This window comes from Stenotrophomonas sp. GD03819 (genome assembly GCF_029841665.1).
In the GTDB taxonomy this organism is placed as follows: domain Bacteria; phylum Pseudomonadota; class Gammaproteobacteria; order Xanthomonadales; family Xanthomonadaceae; genus Stenotrophomonas; species Stenotrophomonas geniculata.
Window position 1 is genome coordinate 1 of sequence record NZ_JAOCEW010000017.1, and the last position, 21965, is coordinate 21965.

Genomic DNA, 21965 nt, shown 5'->3' on the forward strand with positions numbered 1-21965 from the left:
CCTTTGGTCGTGATGGCGATCTGTTGTAGAGCCGAGCCCATGCTCGGCTGCGTTCCAGCATAAGCCGAGCGCAGGCTCGGCTCTACTTACAACCCGTAACGCTCGATCACATCCAGATGCGGCTGGCGGTCCTGGTCGCAGGCTTCGGCCAGCCGCAGCCAGCAGTGTGGGTGCGGCCACTTCGCGGTCTCCTGCTGCAGGAAGCGGTGCAGCGCCAGCGGTGCGTGGTCCTGCGGCTGCGCAACGGTGAACAGCACGCCCGGCAGGGTGCCTCCCTCCATGTCGGGGTCGGTCACGGTGTAGTCCGCGCGGCTGTGCGACCACACCTTCCAACCCTGTGCTTCGGCCGCCTCGACGAAGGCGTTCCAGGCTTCTTCGCCCGGGTGCGCGCCATCGACCAGCCAGCTGCGGGCAAAACCACCGCGTTCCAGCACATGGACCTGCGCATAGGTCGGAATGAAGTGCTCGCGGGCCTCTTCTTCCTCCGGTGCCGGGTGCACCAGCGCGGCATCAAACACCACCCAGTCGCCGACCTGCTGGGCACGGTTGGCCGGTGCGTTCTCGACGATGCGTGCGGTCACCGGGCCATTGCGACGGGCGTAGTACTCCATCGGCTCGCCATTCTCTTCACTGCGGATGATCACCCAGCCCCACGGCTCCTCGACCACGCCATCCTGGCTGGACAACTCCATGCCGATCGCCGCCGCCGAGCGGCGCACCGCATCCCAGTCGCGTGCCGCGCTGGCCGCACTCATGTGGTCCCAGTGCGCGGCGTTGGGTTCCTCCAGCAGCTCCACCAGCTGCGCATAGCAGGCCTGTGCTTCACGGAAACGGCCGGTTTCCATGTACATGCGCGCCAGCGTGCCCCGCGCGCCGTGCGAACCCGGCGAGGCGGCCAGCAGCGCCTGCGCGGCCTGCTCCAGCGCCGGCCAATCGGACACGCGACGTGCACGCTGCACCTCGCACCAGTGCGCGAACACCGGCACGCTGCCACGGTAGATCCCGGCCAGCTGACGCAGGCCCTCGTCGTCGCCCTGCTCGGTCAGCCAGCGCATCAGCGTGTAGGCGGCCGGGCCATCATCCTGATCGTGTGCGCGCACGAATCGCCACAGCAATGCGCGCGCTTCCGCCTGCGCACCACAGGCGCTCAATGCCGAGGCAGCCATCTCAGCCAGCGCCTCGTCATCGGGCAGCTGCGCCTGTGCCTGCAGCAGCCACTGGGCCTCGCGCTCCGGATCGCGCGACTGGTTCTGCTCCCCCTGCTCGTTCAGCCAGGCCAGCAGTTCGCTGGCCGGCACCGGCAGCGGCGCAACGTCAGGCAATGCATCGATACGCGCGGCCAGGTCGGCCACCAATGCTGCCGCACCACGGTCCTGGCGCAGCTGCGCCAGATGGGTACGCGCCAGTTCCAGCTGGCGCAGCGCCACCCAGCGTGCACCTCGCTGCAGCGCCAGTTCAAGGCTCAGCGCAGCGACTTCGATCAGCAGGCGGTGCGAGCCAACCTCGGCAAAGTGTTCGATGATGGTGTTGAAGCGCGTGCCCAGATCCCAGGTATTGCGTGCAGGATCGCGCCGGCACAGCGCTGCGGCCGTGTTCGCCCACAGTCGCCAGTAGGTAGGCGTCAGTTCGCTCCACGGCACCAGCTGCTGCACGGCCTCTTCGTCGCGGCCCAGCTGGGCCAGCGCCCATGCCTTGGACAGGCGGCGCGGCACCGTGCAGTTGGCCGGCTCGTACTCGCCCGACGCGGCCACTTCGGCCTCTCGCTTCTCGATCAGCAACAGCGCTTCTTCGGCGCGACCCATGCCCAGCAGGATCTTGATCTGCATTTCCGGGAAGCTGTCGAACACTTCCTTGCCGCAGGCCTCGATCGCATCCGACTGCACCTGCAGGTAATCCAGCGCATCCTGGCCGCGGCCATCATCCAGCAGCGCATCGGCCTTTTCGCAGCTCAGGCACTGGAAGCAGGCCCAGCTTGGATCGATGCGTGCAAGCGTTTCATCGCACACCTCGACACGTTCGGGAACCCAGCCCGGGCCATCGATGTTGCCGTAGCAGGCAGCCAGATCCTGGGTCACGCAGATCGACTGCGGGCACTCCATCGTGTCCTCACGATGCGCACGCTCGAACAGCGCCACGGCTTCGCCCAGCGCACTTTCGCCTTCGACGCGGTTGCCGACGCGATTGCGCAGCGCCCAGTGGCCGACGTAGACGTCGACCCACGGGTTGTCCAGCGCCTTGCCCAGCGCACGCGCTTCAGGCAGCAGCGCGTCGACGCGGTCGACACGCAGTTCGCTCACCTCGTCGGCGAGACGGTTCAGCAGGTGCGCGTTCTGCGCCTGGCCCGCCTGGCGCAGGTCACCCTGCAGTTTTTCGACCCAGTTCCAGATGTCCATGGGGTAAGTGCTCCTGTCTAGCGAAGGCTGGATGAGAAGGTACGGTGCTCAGCGCAGCATCTGCTGCAGGGCACCGGCGATATCGGTAAAGGCGCCGTTGAGATCCGGGCCGGGCGTAGTGTTCGCGCGTGCCAGCGGGCGGCCCTGCGCGGCGACGATGATCTTCAGTGAGCGCAGCAGGCGGGCTGCGGCTTCGGCCTGTGGATGCCCCTCGCGCTGGGCGCGCAACAGCGCCTGCACGGCCGGGTTGTCGAGGTTGAGGTACAGCCGCGACGGTGCGCGCGATTCGATGCGCGCGGTGAACTGCCGGGCCAGGCGCAGCGCGGCCATCGAAACGCGCTTGTCGTTCTCGTCGTCTTCCAGGCGCTGCTTCAGCTCGGCTTCGCGGTCGGGCACCACCACCACCGGCAGCGACTCGGGGCTGAAGCGTGCCGGCAGCAGCTGTTCGCCGTCACCGAGCTGCTCGCGCAGCCATGCCAGCTGCGCCTCGTCGAGGCTGTCATCGCTGCGGAACAGTGCACGGTTGCCCTGTTCGGTCCCCAATTCAACCAAGCGCAGGCCCTTGGCCTGGGCCCAACGGCGCAGGAACGGCGCCACCGCATAGCGATGGCCGTGCGCGACCGGCACGCCCATCGCGCGGAACAGCATTTCCTCGAAGCCGCCGCCGTTGTCGAGGATCACGTGCACGGCACCACGTGCGGGCAGCGCACTGGCCGGCAGGTCGCCCTGCGAGGTCGGCACGCGCACGTGTTCCAGCAACAGGTCGAACAGGCGATCATCGCACAGCGCTGCGCCCAGCAAGGCCTCATTGTGGCGCGTGAGAACGCGTCGCCAAGCCTCCGGCTGCTGCCGCGCGACGTCGGCCAGGCCATCAATCAGCGCTTCCAGCAGCGCATGCTGCACGGCGCGGTACTGGTCGTCGCGCTGCAGATCTTCGCGGCTGGCGGTAGGCGTCAGCCGCGAGGATTCGATCACCCCGCCAATGAACCCAGCCCAGGGCGGCAGCAGGTCGCGCGCATCGTCATCCAACAGCATGCCGCGCACGAACACCGACAGGTTGCGGTTGTCGCTGGTGCCGTAGGTAGCGCCGTCCTGCACCCACAGCAGGCCGGTGGCATCGCTGTTGCCATCGGCACGCAACGGCACGGTGACGATCGGCTCGAAATCGTGCTCGAAGCGCGCAGCGAACTGCAGCGCCTGGCGGCGCGCCTGCACCGGATGCAGAGCAACATCCCCCTGCCCACGCCACGGCGGCGGTTCGGGATTGAGCGCCTCGCCCGCAGCGCCGATGAAGATCGGTTCGGACAGCAGCGCGCAGTAACGGCCCAGCACCTCGTGCAGGCGCGCCTCGTTGGCCAGCGGCAGGAAGTCCGGATGCAACTCCAGTTCCACCTCGGTACCGATCGCGCGTGCCGGCACCTCACTGACGGTGTATTGCTCGGCGTTGCTGGACACATACAGATGGCCCAGTTCCGGCGTCTGGTACGAGGTGGTACGCACGCTGACCCGGCGCGCCAGCACGAAGGCCGAGAGGAAACCGAGGCCGAACATGCCGATCAGGCCTTCATCGTCCTCGCCGCCCTGGCGCAGGCCACGGGTGTAGCCGACGCCGACGGTAGCCAGGTAATCGTGGATCTCCTGGCGGGTCAGGCCAGCGCCGGTATCGGTGATGCGCAGTACGCCAGCGGCGGCATCGACCTGCACCGAAATGCGCGAAGGCACTTCGATGCCGGGCTGTTCGATGCGGCGACGGATGATCGAATCGTGCGCGTTCTGCACCAGCTCACGCAGCGCCACCACCGGGGTGGAATACAGGTGCTTGCCCAGCACCGTCATCAGTCCATTGAGATCGACCCCGGCGCGACGGATTTCGGCGTTGGGGGCGGTGAGCGCGGTGTCCTGCATGTAATCGTTTACTCCTGGGCACGGAAAGACGCCAGAGGGCGTCTTCGTCGAGCGGGAAAAACTAGCACAGGGAAGCTGACCGTTGCTGCATTGGACATGTGTAGAGCCGAGCCGATGCTCGGCTGCTGTTCGCTCTTTGTAGCGTCGAGCCATGCTCGGCTGCTGTTCGACCACCCGTCGACCATGGCTCGACGCTACAGAAAGCAGCCGAGCGTGGGCTCGGCTCTACAGTGCTGGCATCACGCCGCGTCGATGGCCTCGGACAGGCGCTCCACCGCGATCACTTCCATGCCTTTCACCGAACCGCCCTTCGGCGCATTGGCCTTGGGCACGATGGCGCGCTTGAAGCCATGGGTGGCCGCCTCGCGCAGGCGGTCTTCGCCATTGGGCACCGGCCGGATCTCGCCGGACAGACCGACTTCGCCGAAGGCAATGGTCTTCTCCGCCAGCGGCCGATCCTGCAGCGAGGACAGCACCGCCAGCAGCACCGGCAGGTCGGCCGCGGTCTCCTGCACGCGAATGCCACCGACCACATTGACGAACACATCCTGATCGCCGACCAGCACACCGCCGTGGCGATGCAGCACCGCCAGCAGCATGGCCAGCCGGTTCTGCTCCAGGCCAACCGCGACACGGCGCGGGTTCGACAGCGGCGACGCATCAACCAGCGCCTGCACCTCCACCAGCAGCGGCCGGGTGCCCTCGCGGGTGACCATCACGCAACTGCCCGGTTGATGGGTGCTGCCACCGGACAGGAAGATCGCCGATGGGTTGGAGACCTCCTTCAGGCCCTTGTCGCCCATCGCGAACACGCCCAGCTCGTTGACTGCACCGAAGCGGTTCTTGAAAGCGCGCAGCAGGCGGAAGCGGCTGCCGCTCTCGCCTTCGAAATACAGCACCGCATCGACCATGTGTTCGAGCACGCGCGGGCCGGCGATGCCGCCCTCCTTGGTCACGTGACCGACCAGGAACACGGCGGTGCCGGTTTCCTTGGCGAAGCGCACCAGCCGCGCAGCACTCTCGCGTACCTGGCTGACCGAGCCCGGCGCGGCGGTCAGGCTCTCGGTCCACAGGGTCTGCACGGAGTCGGCCACAATCAGCCGCGGGCCGGCCTTGGACGCATGCTGCAGGATCGACTCGACGCCGGTCTCGGCCAGCGCATTGACGCCATCCAGCGGCAGCTCCAGGCGATGCGCGCGGCCAGCCACCTGCGCCAGCGACTCCTCGCCGGTGACGTACAGCACCGGCAGCTCGGCCGCCATCTTCGCCACCGCCTGCAGCAGCAGGGTCGACTTGCCGATGCCGGGGTCGCCACCGACCAGCACCACCGCGCCTTCGACCAGGCCGCCGCCGAGCACGCGATCGAACTCGCCGATGCCGGTGCTGACCCGGCGGTGCTCGGTCTGCTCCACATCCTTCAGTGCGGTGATCTTCGGCGGGTCGATCTTGCCGGCCCAGCCCGCCCGGCGCGACGCCGGCGCCTTGGCCGCCGCCGCGCTCTCCAGCACGATTTCCGACAGCGAGTTCCAGGCGTTGCACTCGGTGCACTGGCCCTGCCACTTGCTGAATTCGGCGCCGCATTCATTGCAGACGTAGGCGGTGCGGGCTTTTGCCATTGGATGATTTCCAGCAACGGGAACAGGCGTGGCAGGATAGCCGAGCCGGGTCGCAGGTGCTGCGACCGCTCAAGTCCCGCCCCCCCGCGCCGATAGCTGTCGCGGGCGTGCGCCTTGCGGGCGCCCCCTCCCTCCCCCTCTGGATTCAACATGACTGGCAGTTACAGTCAGAGCCTGGTCGCCATCTCCCTGCTGGTGGCCATTCTTGCTTCGTACACGGCGCTGGACATGGCCGGCCGCCTGGCCACGGCCGAGGGCCGCGTGGCCCGCTGGTGGCTGGCCGGCGGTGCAGCGGCGATGGGCCTGGGTATCTGGTCGATGCATTTCATCGGCATGCTGGCCTTCGACCTGCCGATCCCGGTCGGCTACGACCTCGGCATCACCCTCTACTCGCTGGCCGTGTCGATCGGCGCCTCTGCCTATGCGCTGTGGCTGGTGTCGCGGCCCAGCCTGCCCTGGCGACGGCTGCTGGCCGGCGCCGTGCTGATGGGCCTGGGCATTGCCACGATGCACTACCTCGGCATGGCCGCGATGCGCATGCAGCCGGGCATCGACTATCACCCGGGCTGGTTCGCCGCCTCCATTGCGGTGGCCATCGGCGCCGCCGGTGCTGCGCTGTGGATCGCATTCCGCCTGCGTGCCGAGCAGCGCAACACCATGCGCCTGCGCGCACTGGCCTCGCTGGTGATGGGCCTGGCCATCGTCGGCATGCACTACACCGGCATGGCCGCGGCGCGCTTCCCGGAGGGCAGCATCTGCGGCGCGGTCGGCAGCGGTGGCATCGACACGCGCTGGCTGGCGGTGCTGGTGATCGTCACCACCGTGGCCACGCTGGGTATCGCCCTGGTCGCCTCGCTGTTCGACCGGCAGATGCGCGTGCGCACCGGCCTGCTGGCCGATTCGCTGGCGCATGCCAACAACAAGCTGATCCAGGCCGCCCTGCACGACCCGTTGACCCAGCTGCCCAACCGCATGCTGCTGCAGGACCGCATCGAGCAGGCCATCGAGAAGGCGCGGCGCCGCAACCATGCGGTGGCGGTGATGTTCTGCGACCTGGACGGCTTCAAGGCGGTCAACGATGCCTACGGGCACCAGCTGGGCGACCGCCTGCTGGTGGCGGTGGCGCAGCGTATCGGCGGCCTGCTGCGTCCGCAGGACACCTTCGCCCGCCTCGGCGGCGACGAGTTCGTGATCGTGCTGGCCATCGATATTCCCGACGATGCGGTGGTGGTGGCCGAGCGGATCATCGCGGCGGCTGGCGAACCGTTCCTGCTGGATGCAGCCGAGCTGCAGGTCAGTGCAAGCCTGGGCATCGCCCTGTACCCGGATGACGCCGGCAACGAGCGCGAGCTGATGGCACACGCCGACGCTGCGATGTACCACACCAAGGAAACCGGGCGGAACGGCTATACGTTCTTCACCCCCTCGATGCAGCTCAGCGCCAACCGTCAGCTGCGCCTGCTGCAGGACCTGCGCAAGGCCGTGATGCGCAATGAACTGATCCTGCATTACCAGCCCAAGTTCCCGGCCGCGGGCGCGCCAGCCACCGGCGCCGAGGCGCTGCTGCGCTGGCAGCATCCGGAGCTGGGCCTGCTGGCGCCGGACGTGTTCATCCCCATTGCCGAACGCAGCGGCCTGATCCTGCCGATCGGCGACTGGGTGCTGGACCGCGCCTGTGCGCAGTTGCGTGCGTGGCACGATGCCGGACATGCCGAATGGTCGATGGCAGTGAACCTGTCGCCCTTGCAGTTCTCCTCCCCGGCCCTTCTGGACAGCGTGCGCGGGGTGCTCGAACGGCACCACATCGAGCCGGCGCGGCTGACCCTGGAGATCACCGAGACCACGGCGATGAAGGACGTCGACGCCAGCCTGGCGATCCTCAACGACCTGACCGCGATGGGCGTGCACATTGCCATCGACGACTTCGGCACGGGCTATTCCAGCCTGCTGTACCTGAAACGCATGCCGGCCACCGAACTGAAGATCGACCGCGCGTTCGTGCATGACCTGGAATGCAATGAAGAGGACGCCGCCATCGTCTCGTCGATCATCGCGCTGGGACGCACCCTGCAGCTGCAGGTGGTGGCCGAAGGCGTGGAGACGCAGGCGCAGCGCGAGTACCTGAGCGAACTGGGCTGCGACCAGTTGCAGGGCTACCACCTGGGCCGACCGATGGACGCCGAGGAATTTCTGCGCCGGGTGGGCTGAGCCGATGTGCGGAGCAAGCTCCGCACCCACCTCATCAGTAGATCCACGCCGTGCGTGGATGTTCCTCGCCGCCCCTCCCACGGCAAACAGAAAGGCCGCCCGAGGGCGGCCTTTCTGCGTGGCAACGTCGCGAAGACGTCAGTGCATCATGTGCACGTTCATGTTGTGCATGACCCACAGGGTGCCGACCACGATGATGCCGATCACCACCACGGTGAAGGCCGCAGCGTTGACGTTCCAGCGGCTTTCCGAAGAGCGGTCCAGGTGCAGGAAGAACACCAGGTGGACCAGCATCTGCAGCACCGCGGTGATCGCGATCACCACACCGTTGACGGTGCGCGAGAAATCACCCGACATCACCATCCAGAACGGGATGACGGTCAGCACCACCGCCAGCACGAAGCCGATCAGGTACGACTTCACGGTGCCATGGCTTTCGCCGCCGGTGCCGTGGTCGTGTGCATGGTTGTCATGTGCCATTACAGGGCTCCATTGAGGTAGACGACGGAGAACACACCGATCCAGATCAGGTCCAGGAAGTGCCAGAACAGGCTCAGGCACGCCATGCGGGTCTTGTTGGTCGGGGTCAGGCCGTACTTCTTCAGCTGCACGAACATCACCAGCAGCCACAGCAGGCCGGCGCTGACGTGCAGGCCGTGGGTACCAACCAGGGCGAAGAACGCCGACAGGAAGGCACTGCGGTCCGGACCGTAGCCCTGGTGGATCAGGTGCTGGAACTCCCACACTTCCATGCACATGAAGCCGAAGCCCAGCAGCCAGGTGATGCCCAGCCACAGGTACATCTGGCCCATCTGCTTGCGGTGCATGGCGATCATGCCCAGGCCGAAGGTCAGCGACGAGGTCAGCAGCAGCGCGGTTTCCCATGCCACGAACGGCAGTTCGAACAGGTCCTTCGCGGTGGGGCCACCATCGGTACCGCCCGCCAGCACCACGTAGGTGGCGAACAGCGAGGCGAAGATGAGGCAGTCGCTCATCAGGTACACCCAGAAACCGAAGACGGTATTGCCGCCGGTGTCGTGGTGCTCGTGGTCGTCATGGCCATGGGCCGCCGCGTGCGCGGCGTGCCCGTGGCTCAGGGTCGAGGTATTGGTGCTCATGCCTTCAGCTCCGACTTCACCAGGCCCTGGGCTTCCAGGTGCTTGCGGTGTTCGTTCTCGATGCGTTCCACCTCGGCGGCCGGGACCCAGTAGTCCACGTCCTGGTCGAAGGTGCGGTAGATGAACGTGGCGATCATGCCGACGAAGCCGACGATGGCCAGCCACCAGATGTGCCAGATCATCGCGAAGCCGAACACCAGGCTGAAGGCACCGATGACAACGCCCGTGCCGGTGTTGCGCGGCATGTGGATGTCGGTGTACTTGGCCGGCTTCGGCCAGGCTTCACCACGCTGCTTGCGCTCCCAGAAATCGTCCAGCTCGGTGACTTCCGGCAGCGTGCCGAAGTTGTAGAAGGCCGGCGGCGAAGAGGTTTCCCACTCCAGCGTACGGGCATCCCACGGGTCGCCGGTCAGGTCGACGGTCTTCTTGCGGTCGCGGATCGACACGGCCACCTGGATGATCTGGCACAGGATGCCGGCGCCAACGATGAACGCACCTGCGGCGGCGATCAGCAGCAGCGGCTCGTAGGCCGGGTTGACGGTGCTCTGCAGGCGACGGGTCATGCCCATGAAGCCCAGCACGTACATCGGCATGAAGGTCACGTAGAAGCCGATGAACCAGCACCAGAACGCGCACTTGCCCCAGAACTCGTTGAGGCGGAAGCCGAACATCTTCGGCCACCAGTAGGTGATGCCGGCGAACATGCCGAACACCACGCCGCCGATGATGACGTTGTGGAAGTGGGCAATCAGGAACAGGCTGTTGTGCAGCACGAAGTCGATGGCCGGAATCGCCAGCATCACGCCGGTCATGCCGCCGATGACGAAGGTGACCATGAAGCCGATGGTCCACAGCACCGGGGTGGTGAAGTGCACGCGGCCGCGGAACATGGTGAACAGCCAGTTGAAGATCTTCACGCCGGTCGGGATCGAGATGATCATCGTCGTGATGCCGAAGAAGGCATTGACGTTGGCACCCGAGCCCATGGTGAAGAAGTGGTGCAGCCACACGATGAACGACAGCACGCCGATGCAGGCGGTGGCGTAGACCATGCCCTTGTAGCCGAACAGCGCCTTGCGCGAGAAGGTCGCGATGACTTCGGAGAACACACCGAACGCCGGCAGGACCAGGATGTACACCTCCGGGTGACCCCAGATCCAGATCAGGTTGATGTACAGCATGGCGTTGCCGCCACCGTCATTGGTGAAGAAGTGCGTACCCAGGTAACGGTCCAGGGTCAGCAGCACCAGGGTGATGGTCAGCACCGGGAAGGCGGCGACGATCAGCACGTTGGTCACCAGGGCGGTCCAGGTGAACACCGGCATCTGCATCAGCTTCATGCTGGGGGTACGCATCTTCAGGATGGTGATGAAGAAGTTGATACCGCTCAGCGTGGTACCCAGGCCTGCGACCTGTAGACCCCAGATGTAGTAGTCCATGCCGACGCTTGGACTGTATTCGATGCCCGACAACGGCGGGAACGCCAGCCAGCCGGTGGCGGCGAACTCACCGATCCACAGCGACAGCATGATCAGTACCGCACCGGACACGAACAGCCAGAAGCTGAGCGAGTTGACGAACGGGAACGCGACGTCGCGCGCACCGATCTGCAGCGGCACGGCCAGGTTCATCAGGCCGGTGATCAGCGGCATCGCCACGAAGAAGATCATGATCACGCCGTGGGCGGTGAAGATCTGGTCGTAGTGGTGCGGCGGCAGGTAACCCTCGGACCCGCCGACGGCGAGCGCCTGCTGGGTACGCATCATGATGGCGTCGGAGAAACCGCGCAGCAGCATGACGAAGGCGACGATGAGGTACATCACGCCGATCTTCTTGTGATCCACCGAGGTGAACCACTCCTTCCACAGATAGCCCCACAGCTTGAACTTGGTGATCAGGGCCATGACGCCCAGGCCACCCAGCACCGCGCCGACCAGGGTGGTCAGCACGATTGGATCGTGGGGGATCGACTCAAGAGAGAGTTTTCCCAACATGTTCATTCTCCCGAACCCGCGTGGCCGGCATGGCCCGCGTGTTCGTGTTCGTTGGCATCCAGGTTTTCACCCGATTCCTTGGAATCATGTGCGTCACTGGGGGCATGGCCCTCGTGCGCTTCATGGCTGGCGGCATCGGCAGCGGCGGCACCAGCGTGCGAGTGCTTCATGCCGTAGTGCTTGTTGTCGCCCATGTGCTTGGCGATGACCCAGTCGAACAGGCCTTCTTCGGTCTTGCCGAAGTAGGTGACCGGGTACCACTCGGCGTTGCGTGCTTCACCCAGCGCCTTGAACGAGGTCTTGTCCAGGGTCTGCTCGCCGGCACGGACCTGGTCCAGCCACTGGCGGTATTCGGCATCGGTGACCGAGTAGGCGGTGAAGTGCATCTTGGCGAAGCCCGCGCCGCTGTAGTGCGAGGACATGCCCGGGAATTCACCGGTCTCGTTGGCGATCAGATGGAGCTTGGTCTCCATCGCAGCCATCGAGTAGATCATGCTGCCCAGGTGCGGGATGAAGAAGGCATTCATCACCGAATCGGACGTGATCTTGAAGTTCAGCGGCGTGTTGACCGGGAACTTGATTTCGTTGACGACCGCCACCTTCTCTTCCGGATAGATGAACAGCCACTTCCAGTCCAGCGAGATCGCCTCGATGGTGACCGGCTTGACGTCCGAATCCAGCGGCTTGTACGGGTCCAGTGCGTGCGACGAACGCCAGGTCAGGACCGCCAGCACCAGCACGATCATGCAGGGAATGGACCACACCACCACCTCGATCGCCGTCGAGTGGGACCACTTCGGCTCGTAACGGGCCTTGGTGTTGGAGGCGCGATACTTCCACGCGAAGGTCAGGGTCATGATGATGACCGGGATGACGACCAGCAGCATGAGCACGGTGGCCGTGATCAGCAGGGTCTTCTCATCCTGGCCGATCTGGCCCTTCGGACTGAGGATGGCCACGGCATCGCAGCCGGTGAGCATCACCAGCAACGACAGCAGCAGGCCCGGGCGCAACCAGCGCCCAAGGGTTTTCAACGGAATCATCGGTCGATCCAATTGCGAGGGAATGCCGTTCCCCGTCCTGCCTGTTCCGGCCAAAGCCGGTCCCACCGGTCCGGAAGACAGGCAGGGAGGTGGGGTCGAGTCAGCCTTTCAATTTTAGGCCGTCACCCACCATTTAAGAAAGGCATTGACAATGATCGAGCGCAGGAAAGGCCCGTTTCTGGCTGCGACACGTTGTCGCACCGCACGGGCGCGGCGGGCAGAACACCCGAGGGCGGCATCCTAGCATCGGGTGCTGGCCGGCGGTCCGCCCTCGTTCGGCAAAGTCATCTGAACCTGTTCAGGCGTGCTGACGGGTGCCCGGCATGGGATGCTCGGCGCTGGAGGAAGCCCATGGACAAGATCGACTTCAAGAAGCGCGATCGCGCGTTGTACCAGCCCCCGGTGGGCCGGTTCGTGACGGTGGACGTACCGCCCCTGCCCTACCTGATGGTCGACGGCCACGGGGATCCGAATACGGCCCCCGCGTATGTGCAGGCGGTGCAGTGGCTCTACTCGGTCAGCTATGCACTGAAGTTCGCGCTGAAGGCCAAGGGCCAGGACTACGTGGTGCCACCGCTGGAAGCGCTTTGGACCGCCGAGGATCCGTCGAGCTTTGTGGCACGCCGCAAGGATGAGTGGAGGTGGACGGTGATGATCCGTACGCCGGACGGGATCCGTCCAGAGCAGCTGGAGGCTGCCATCGCCAAGGCGGCGAAAAAACTGGGCGACGCTCCGGCCAGTCTTCGCCATCAGGTGATTGAGGAGGGCCTCTGCCTCCAGACCCTGCATGTAGGCGCCTACGATGACGAGGGTCCGGCCCTGGCCCATCTGCACGACGAACTGATGCCTTCGCTGGGCTACACCTTCGCCGGCCCCCATCACGAGATCTACCTGGGCGACCCGCGCAGGACCGACGCTGCGCGGTTGAAGACCGTGCTGCGGCAGCCGGTGCGCAATGGATTGCCGGCCTGCTGATCATCGGCTCCGCATCAGCATGGCTCCTCCACCATGATAGACAGGTAGCGACCATTCAGAACAGCCAGTACTGTTGCAGGCACGGACGCGATACGGTGAAACGCATCGACGCGGATTTGCCTGTGAGAAAGACGTATTGGCCCCCTGATAAACCACGCCACCGTCATTGCTCAGTTCATATCGCTCAGCGCGCGCGGAAGCTCCCCAGGCCATTTCACAGGAGCTCCGCGTTTCGGCGACGTTGAGGCTTCCCGGCACATCAGGCACCGGGCGCAAGACCAGGGTGAAGGTAACCACAGCGGAGTACCCGCTGCACCCGGCGGCATTACATGCACGGGCACGGTAGCCGTAGCTACCCGCGCCGCGAGCACCCGCAGCGAACTGCGTCTCGGCCGAGTCCAGAACCTGCGTCCACTGCCCTGCTGCAAATTGCTCCTCCAACCGATAGGAACTCGCAGTGGCAACTGCCCCCCCAGTAGACCCTGAACCCTTGACCGCTTCCAACGTTTGACGAATCGACGGACAGACTAGGTGCAGACGGCGCCCGCAGCACGGTGACAAGCAGCGCCGATGACAGCGGTCCGCAACCACTGGCATTGCAGGCACGCACGCGATAGCCGTACGCCCCTGTCGAACGTTCGGGAAGCGTTGCGGCGATCGCGCTGGAGTTCTGCACCTGGGCCCAGGCTCTACCCGGCGCCTGCTCCTCCAACGCATAGCTCGCACCATCGAGCACGGCGCTCCAGCCAACCACGACCGGACTGCCATACTGCGTGGAGTTGCCACTCATTACAGGCGCCACGGCAGGGATGCGCAGGACACGAGTGGTCGCGACGGCGGAATAGCTGGAACACCCGGCGTCATTGCAGGCACGGACGCGATAGCCATCCTCACCGCTGGGGCGCCCGGCAACATCCTGCGAAGTCCTGGCGGCGTTCGCGATCTGGGTCCATTCACCTGTACCGGAGCGTTGCTCCAGCGCATAGCGGGCTGCCCCTGCCACTTGGCTCCACGAAACCACATACGCACCGGAGCTGTTGCTGGCCGGCAACGACAATGTCGGCGCGGTCGCCGGCTTGAGAATGACCTGGATGGAAGCGGGAGCCGAGTAAGCCGCACATCCACGCCCGTTGCAACCACGCACGCGGTACTGCACGGAGCCGGCGGGCTGCCCACTGACCGGATGATTCGCGACATTGGCGGAGAGGACGTTCGCCCACGCACCTCCAGTGGATGCCTGCAGCTCATAGCGACTGGCGCCGGCGACTGTGCTCCAGGTCACGACGTAGTTGCCTGAATAGCTCGTGGCCGGCACTGTGACAATGGGAACATCGACCGGCTCAGCCTGAACGTTGATCGCGCCAACACTGCTCCATGCACCACATGCATTCGAGGAGCACGCCCGCACCGAGTATCCATAGACACCGGCCGAACGATTGCTCACTGTCCAGATTCTACCAGCCCCCGAATACACCGTGGTCCAGCTGCCACTGTCTCGCTGCTCACGAAGCTCGTAGCGCACTGCGCGGCCGACTTCCCCCCAGCTTACGCTGAAGCTCCCCGTCTCCGATGAAGGCGGAACCGATAGCGACGGAACGCCTGGTGCAACATGCCCAACGACCTTCGCTACGAGACTGCTACCCAGGTAGACATATTCAGAGATTTCACCCGTCCGCTCATTGTTCTGTCGCCTCAGCAAGCCATCCTCGCCATACAGCGAGAAAATCCGGCGTTCCTCATTCTCGGCAGACGACAAAACTCGTCGCCCGTGTGCGTCATAGCGATAAGACTCAGCCCCGGCCACCTTTCGCAGCCGATTGCCGACATCGAACGTGTGAACAACGCCGTTTCGATTCCTAAGGTTTCCTTGCGGGTCATAGTCCAAGCCAATAATCGTGGAACCACCCCTCGTCTGTACATTGGTCAGCCGATTGGATGCGTCGTACCAGTACTGGTGGTCCCTCACTCCGGCGAGGCTGCTGCTGCGGAGGTTATCCAGTGCGTCATAGGTGTAGCGCATGACACCATTGCCGCCAAACATCGCAGAGGTCGCCTGCTGGAGGCGATCAAGCTGGTCATACTCCATCCGACGATCACGAAGGCTGTCGACGCCATCGAGGATGGTGACGACGTTTCCAGCGCCATCATAAAGATACGAATAGTCGAGCACCCCGTTCCCGTCAACAACCTGCGCCGGCAGCTGGCGGGCGTTCTGCTGCATGCTGTGCACGACGCCATTACCGTAAGTGAATCGACGAATCGCTCCATTGGGGTAATAGCTCACTGCAGTCGCGTAAGAGCCTGCCTGGGTTGCCTGTCCGAGCGCATTTGGGGCAAGGCCAACGAACATCCCGCTCGGATAGGTAATTACGGCCCTGGTACCGTTGCTGTCGTAGCCATACCCCAGCGAAAGGGCGGGCCCGGCCGACTCCTGCAGCGACTCACCGGTAAGAAGGCGACGCTTGTTGTAGGTATACCCGTTCACCGCTACGGCCCCGCCCCCGTCATTCAGAGTGGTCACCTGTGCGGGCTTGCCATCTGCATAATAGAGCCAGTCCTGATCACCATTCCGGTCGGGAAAACGCAGTGTCGCTAGACGGTTCCGCGCATCGTACGTCCGGTCCACGCGGCGCGAAGACGACAAGGCTGCGGCAGCATCACAGGATGCGACGTTGGGCAATGCGAGCCCGGATGCCGTCCACAGCAGATTTCCCACAGGGTCATATCCCATCGCGGTACTGCCAGTTTCCGGTTCAATCGACTTGCACAGTTGCTGGTGGCCGTCGTAGACATAAGTGCGCGTCAGCGCTTCAGTAGAAGACGCGTTCCGCCGTTTGATGGAAAGTGGCTTGCCAAAAACGTCACGGACAATCTCGGAGAACCCCCCCCCCGGGATGTGCAATGGCGATCGGCTGCGTCTGACTGGGCTGATCAAAGGCCTGGTATGCAGTCGTAGTCACCCGGCCTTTCGGATCAATCACCCTTACCAGTCCGCCAGCAAGATAACTGGTCGTAGTTGTCAGCAAACCAGACTCGCTGTCCTGTGAGACAGATGACACTCGCCCCAGGCCGTCGTACGTCGTCCAAGTGCCCGTGGAGGCATTGGCCGACGCCGACGGATATGACTGGAACTCGAGGCGCCCCTGTAGATCGTAGCTGGCTCTCACGAATCGCTGGGTTTCCGCAGGCGACGCCGCATCAAACTCCTGGGTCAACAGCGGCCGCCAGAATGCATCGTAGTAGACGCGCTTGCGTGCATTTCCGGTCGAAACATCCTGACGCCAATGGCCTGCAGCGACCCCATACTCAGCTGCACTGCTTTTGCTGAAACTGCGAACAGTATCCGCCCATGCGACCGTGTCGCCCGCTGGATAGCGTATGCGCGAGATGCGCCCCATCGAATCATATTCATACCCGGTCGCGGCACCGGTCTCGCCTGTGACCGACGTGACGAAGCCATTGTCATCCACACCACGAACCAGTGTCGTGCCATCTGCGAACTTCAGCGTCTGCGCAACGCCGCGTTTCCAGTCCGCCAGATGGGTGATGTGATTGTTCGCATCGGCAATACTCGAGAGTGAGCCATCTGGGTTGTAGCTGTAGCGCTGCAGAAGGCGCCCGTGGCTGTGGAGTTCGATCGGAAGCGCCCGACCATCGTAGATGGTGCGACTAATCACGGACGGCGTATCCGAGTTGGAAACGCGCGCCACCTGACCCAACACCCAAAGGCCAAGGTTGTCGCCGTACTCAGTCACATCCGTACGGGCGTCTCCCTGATTACTGAACCGGGAGACGCTCAGCGGTCGAGCCAGGCTGTCAAAGCTGTTCGTGCGACGGGTGTAGACCACCCCGTCCAGGCGCGTGACGGTTGACAGCTCTGGCTGGATCGCCTCGCGGGGGAAGTTGTCGCCGGTATCCTGCGCGCTGACACCAAAACGCGCGGGATACGGCTGGCCTGCGGGAGAGAGCGCGTAAGTGTTCTCGACAACCTGCAGGATATCGCCGCCCTTGCCACGTTCAATGCGCAAGAGCTTTCCTTCGTCATACTTGAAGCTGTTTCCGTGGGTGTAGCGGGTCCACTCAGCGCCGGGCCCCTCCACCACCGTCGTTGCGCGACCCGCACAGCTGTCACTCCTGCAGATCGGCTCTCCACACACCACTCCACCGGTCAATGGGCATGGCCGATCCATCGTTCCACCCGGGTAAAAAATGGAACTGATTGCGGAACTGTAGCTGTACTTCCAGGTCATCGGAGAAATGGCCGGTCCGCTGATGGACTTCTCGATCAATGTGTACGTCTTGTATGCAATCGCCCACTGGTTGACATCATCACCACTGTTGTTTCCACCTATCCCAGTCGTGAAATTCTTGCAGGATATTGGAACGTTGCTCCGACCATGCTCGCGGATGGCGACAGTAAATGTCCCTACAGCACCGGAAGGATGCTCGATACGCCCAGTTGCCGACTGTGGCCCCACGAGCGGAGTTCCATCTATAAAGCAACTGCGGACTGGCTCATTGGGAATGGGTGGCGTGGCATAGTACGCGGCATTGGAGAGGCCCGAGAAGTCGATCTTCCACTGGCTTCCATCAGGTTGAATGACCGCCGACAGCGAAACCTTGCCGTCGTTCCGATACAGATAGCGCCAGGTCCGGCCATTCGTGGTTGCGGTTTCGATCTGACCTCGTGGGTTATAGGAAAAGCTGATCTGGCGCCCGTCACTGGCGACGATGGATTGCAATCGCGCAGGTGCATTTGCTGCGTTGGCATAGTTGTACGCCACGCTATTGCCGAACCGGTCTTCGACGCGAGTGGCATACAGCACATTGAGCCTACGATCCAGCCGTTTTGCACCATTCAACGGATTCTTGATCTGCGGTTCGACGTACTGGGCCATCCAGTCGAACCAGTAGCGGGTGCCGTCTGGCCCGATCGCCAGGAATCCCTCGCCGGGGCCGTTGCGGATGGCAGACAGGCAGCCAACGAACACCTGATCGTTGGTCATCCAATGGTAAGGCCCCCCCTGGGCAGGTCTGGCCGTTGAACCATTGATCAGCAGCATTTCCCCGCTGGTCACGCCCGGAATGTTCATCGAGTTTCCGGACCACACGTCACTGACATCCATCGACCCGCTGAATGGAATGGACGGCTGCGCCTGGGACACTGTGCTGACACTGCAGCGCGCACCGGGCGACGCTGCGGCATGCCCCATGACCCAATCTGTTGAGAAAACGCCACTGATGCTGGGCAAGTCCAAGTCCCAGTCAGCAAGAAGCGCATCGTTATCGTACTGATAGCGATTCTTCATCACGTACTTGCGCTTCAGGCTCACTGGTAATGCGTGATGACTTTCCAGCGATACGTCAGCCGCCGAGAATGACAAGGCGCCATTTGAAAGACCTACGCTGTCTCCCAGCAAATCGTCCGACAACCTGGCAACGTCCATGCTGCTCTGCAAGCGCTTGTCGAACTCCTCCCAGGGATACTTGCCGGGCTGGGTATCCTGTGCAGCTGCGCCCGGGGCACTGAACATCCCCAGAAAAATCAGCCCGATCAGGCATCGACGGCTTCGCGCGTGCGTCTTCATGGCTTCCATAGCGAGATACCACTCCTTGGGTGCACGGAAGACGCATGCGCCATCCGATCAGGCAAGTGAACTCAACGTGAACCGGATGAATATCATTCACTCAAACTTTGTTCAAGGGCCAAACGCGGCATGTTGCCCCTGAGCCTGCGTAACTGACGTCCACCCCAGGTGCCGCCAACCCCAGGACTAGGTACGAAGAACCAGTCCGCGAACCTGAGCATCCCTGAGCAGTCATGGACGATCCCGGGGGCACAGCTACGTTTGGCTGGGGAGCAGAGGGATTAGCCCTCTCACGCCGCCAGCTTGGCAACTGCCCTACGCATTGTCGGGCGGCAGACATGACTGAGACGATTGGGCATACCCAGTGAAGGAGTCAGCCCACCTCTTCAATCGATACGTAGACGTAGTCATTTGCCGGAAATTGCCACGAACAGGGGGCTACATCTCCCGGCAAAGTCAAGAGCAGTGCACCCGGCACGTCCACCGCAACGACTGAGAGGATACGGTCATCAGAGAAGCGCAGGCGAATACCAGAGTCAACGATCAATCCAGCACCTTGCCAACGAACGACTTCAACACACGTAACGTCAAGTGCTTCCGAAAGCTCTAGATTGACCCACTCACATTCCGATTCAGTCAGAGCACTCGACAAGATCTCAACATTAATGGTTCCAAATTCGTCCCATCCATGAACAACGGTACTAGACGATGTCACTTCAAGAGACACATTGGAATCAAAGCTAAAGACTACTTGCCAAGCCAGGTTCGCCGTGTGCGTAGAGGGAAACCTGCAAGCCAGAAGCCGACGCCCCTGGAGCAGCTGAGCCACTTCAGTCGGCTTCGCACCATTCCACTGTATCGGCAAATAACGCGTGCCGTCCGGAAGTACTTCAATCGTAGTGTAGGGTTTCACGTGGCTTGTCACCATTTGCCGGGATGTCGATACTCTTGCCGCCCGAGCTGTTCGTCTGGCGACCAAAGACGCCATTCTCTCCGATCTGTGCTCCAGGAGGAGCGCTGTCCCCGCGAACCGCGGGCCTTGTTTCTCCGGCGAGAGTCTTGAGGTCTTCGTCGTAGTTCCCGGTGCCACCGAACTCCGGCTTCAGATTGCCACTTGTATGCCGCGTGCCGTTCTTATTCGACCCTGCCAAGGGGCTGCTCTGATCACCTACCAGATCCACTGGCAATGCCGGTGGCTTCGTGCCACTGGGGGCTGCTGTAGAGCCGGACGGATCAGCCGACTCATTTCGTTGAACCGTATCGATCAGGTTTGAAAGCAACCAACCGCCTTAGGCCACCGTTAGAATGACAGGAAGAGCTAGAGCATCGGCTATGGTATTGACCTCACCAGCACACCGCTTTTCATCGCACGTGACGACCCGTCCATCAGGATCGGTGAATTTGTAAGGATTCCCGTTGGCATACCGGTACCGATTGAACTGCTCAACCGGTTTCTGATACGCCGTCACCGGATCCACCGACAGGAACACACCCAACTGCGGGTCCATGTGCCGCTGCCTTAGTTAACCAGCGGGACGGAAATTACCCATAACGGTGCCGCTATCCATAGATTCAGGCCGCCAGCACGTCGACGACCGGAAACGCGAAGAATTTAAGATAGGGGGCTGGCTCAATACTGAAATCAGCCGACTCCACCCTCCAGTCGTTTGGACACCCCAAGAAAATCGCACCTCGGCGACCGTACAATTCATCGCGCAGCAGACGATCAAGGCCATCCACGTCTGCATCAGCAAGAAAGCGTTCAATCAGATGCTTTTCCTGCGCAATAATATTGATCACGAAGTAGACTCTATCCTGAAAGGATTTGCTGAAGTCCGCCTCCACACAGATAGCGTAGAAGTATCGACCACCATCCTCCATGACTTGCTGCAACTCACCGTCGTACCATTCCACAATCAAGTCGATTTTAATTTGTAAACCTCATTGAACTTCTGAGCCACTTTCTCCGTTACTGGCTTGGGAAGTTCCACGGTATGGTGGTTCGGATTGTTTCCGGTTTGAGGTGTATTGAACGCGTTCTTTGCCTCCGCCTGATCGGCAACTCGATGTTTGACTCTACCAGACTTAGCGTTCTCGGCCCGGATGGTCAGCATCTTGGCTTCCCAGTTGATGTCAGCCCAGCTCATCGACAACAACTCACCACGTCTCATACCGGTATTAATGGCTGTAAGAACCACCGAGGTCAGGTGATCGACGTACCCGTCCATCGGCAAATCAGGCAGAACCGCTTGCCGGTACTTGCGTCGGGCCGCATTGGCGTTCGCCCTCCCCTCAACCCCAGCTAGATCGCGCGCGGCGAGCGCAGCCCGGAGCATCGCTTCTTCGTCCGGGGACAGGAACCGAACCACCTTGCGGCTAGCCGCTGATCGTTGACGCATGCCCATCAAAGGATTGGTCTCGATCAACTTCCACTCGACCGCACGGGACAAGGCAGACCGCAGGCAAGCGAAGTCGCGCGCTGCAGTAGCCTTGGTGACGGCATCGGGGCCAGTGACACGCCCGCGCCACCATCGCTCCATCGTGGGCACGTCGATTTCGATGATCTGACGGCGTAACAGCCACGGGAACACTGATCGAATGCGGTCTGGGTATTGACGACCGCCCTTGAGCTCAGCTATCGCCCAAGGCTCAAAATGCTCGTTGAGCAGCGTTTCGAGCGTGCAGCTAGTGGGCTTGGACTTTGCGAGTGACGGCAATCCGGACTGAACGTATTCAGCGACCGCTTGCCGGGCTTGGTCGCGGGCCTGATCAAGTGTCAGATGTTCGACCGAACCTAAAGTACGACGCTTACCGTGCGCCCAGGTGACGATCCAAGCTTTGTGGCCCGAGGGCTGCACTCGCAGGATCAGGCCGCGAACCTGAGCGTCCCTGAGCTCGTAGGGGCGATCTCGGGGTTCTGCTGTGAGAACAATGCGCTTGGTAAGGGCGGATGACATCGGGCGGGAGGTCCGTAAGTGGCGATAAGGCCAATTTAGGACAGGATGCGAGGCGGTGCTTGGATGAGGATCGTCCGCATACATTTCTCCGGACCAACGCTCGCAGAACGCACTTAGCAGGTAGAAATCCTAGATCACTGGGCGGATCTTACCTACGCCCGCAGCACC

15 protein-coding genes are annotated in these 21965 nt (G+C 62.9%); 2 read left to right on the plus strand and 13 right to left on the minus strand.

The features are described from left to right. Positions 1-86: 86 nt before the first annotated feature. From N5D45_RS11640 to radA, 3 genes are all read right to left on the minus strand, one after another. The gene (locus N5D45_RS11640) at positions 87-2393 is read right to left on the minus strand and encodes a tetratricopeptide repeat protein (RefSeq protein WP_057502590.1); all 2307 of its coding nucleotides are present in this window, start codon (positions 2391-2393) and stop codon (positions 87-89) included. A gap of 48 nt (positions 2394-2441) precedes the next feature. Further along, entirely contained in the window at positions 2442-4298 is a 1857-nt protein-coding gene (locus N5D45_RS11645; RefSeq protein WP_279938994.1) for an ATP-binding protein, read from the minus strand. 239 nt (positions 4299-4537) lie between these two features. Further along, positions 4538-5914, minus strand: coding sequence for a DNA repair protein RadA (gene radA / locus N5D45_RS11650; RefSeq protein ID WP_014646395.1), 1377 nt, complete (start codon positions 5912-5914; stop codon positions 4538-4540). A gap of 150 nt (positions 5915-6064) precedes the next feature. Between radA and N5D45_RS11655 the strand changes: the two genes are divergently transcribed. Then, positions 6065-8122 (plus strand): bifunctional diguanylate cyclase/phosphodiesterase, encoded by a 2058-nt coding sequence (locus N5D45_RS11655; RefSeq protein ID WP_010483277.1) that lies wholly within the window; start codon positions 6065-6067, stop codon positions 8120-8122. Between the two features lie 138 nt (positions 8123-8260). On the opposite strand, the gene cyoD is transcribed toward N5D45_RS11655, so the two are convergent. From cyoD to cyoA, 4 genes are read right to left on the minus strand one after another with little or no spacing between them, the layout of a single operon-like run. Next, positions 8261-8602: a cytochrome o ubiquinol oxidase subunit IV gene (gene cyoD, locus N5D45_RS11660; protein WP_005408584.1), complete on the minus strand. Its 342-nt coding sequence runs from the start codon at positions 8600-8602 to the stop codon at positions 8261-8263. Further along, positions 8602-9240 (minus strand): cytochrome o ubiquinol oxidase subunit III, encoded by a 639-nt coding sequence (cyoC, locus tag N5D45_RS11665; protein WP_005408583.1) that lies wholly within the window; start codon positions 9238-9240, stop codon positions 8602-8604. Before cyoC ends, cyoD begins: the two co-directional genes overlap by 1 nt. Continuing rightward, positions 9237-11234 carry a cytochrome o ubiquinol oxidase subunit I gene (cyoB, locus tag N5D45_RS11670; protein ID WP_005408582.1) on the minus strand — a complete coding sequence of 666 codons (1998 nt, stop codon included), beginning with the start codon at positions 11232-11234 and terminating at the stop codon, positions 9237-9239. Before cyoB ends, cyoC begins: the two co-directional genes overlap by 4 nt. 2 nt (positions 11235-11236) lie before the next feature. Then, entirely contained in the window at positions 11237-12277 is a 1041-nt protein-coding gene (gene cyoA, locus N5D45_RS11675) for a ubiquinol oxidase subunit II (RefSeq protein ID WP_010483288.1), read from the minus strand. Positions 12278-12628: 351 nt separating this feature from the next. Between cyoA and N5D45_RS11680 the strand changes: the two genes are divergently transcribed. Then, positions 12629-13252, plus strand: coding sequence for a GyrI-like domain-containing protein (locus N5D45_RS11680; RefSeq protein ID WP_057503731.1), 624 nt, complete (start codon positions 12629-12631; stop codon positions 13250-13252). A 352-nt stretch (positions 13253-13604) separates the two neighbouring features. On the opposite strand, the gene N5D45_RS11685 is transcribed toward N5D45_RS11680, so the two are convergent. From N5D45_RS11685 to N5D45_RS11710, 6 genes are all read right to left on the minus strand, one after another. Beyond that, complete coding sequence (locus N5D45_RS11685) at positions 13605-16154, minus strand: hypothetical protein (protein ID WP_279938996.1); 2550 nt, start codon at positions 16152-16154, stop codon at positions 13605-13607. Continuing rightward, positions 16114-18849, minus strand: a complete 2736-nt coding sequence (locus N5D45_RS11690; RefSeq protein WP_279938997.1) for a wall associated protein — start codon at positions 18847-18849, stop codon at positions 16114-16116. Before N5D45_RS11690 ends, N5D45_RS11685 begins: the two co-directional genes overlap by 41 nt. 364 nt (positions 18850-19213) lie before the next feature. Continuing rightward, entirely contained in the window at positions 19214-19753 is a 540-nt protein-coding gene (locus N5D45_RS11695; RefSeq protein ID WP_139042432.1) for a hypothetical protein, read from the minus strand. A gap of 376 nt (positions 19754-20129) precedes the next feature. After that, complete coding sequence (locus N5D45_RS11700; RefSeq protein WP_057503729.1) at positions 20130-20348, minus strand: RHS repeat-associated core domain-containing protein; 219 nt, start codon at positions 20346-20348, stop codon at positions 20130-20132. Positions 20349-20412: 64 nt separating this feature from the next. Continuing rightward, positions 20413-20754: a hypothetical protein gene (locus N5D45_RS11705; protein ID WP_057503728.1), complete on the minus strand. Its 342-nt coding sequence runs from the start codon at positions 20752-20754 to the stop codon at positions 20413-20415. Positions 20755-20756: 2 nt separating this feature from the next. Continuing rightward, positions 20757-21797 carry an integrase family protein gene (locus N5D45_RS11710; protein WP_057503727.1) on the minus strand — a complete coding sequence of 347 codons (1041 nt, stop codon included), beginning with the start codon at positions 21795-21797 and terminating at the stop codon, positions 20757-20759. Positions 21798-21965 lie beyond the last annotated feature (168 nt).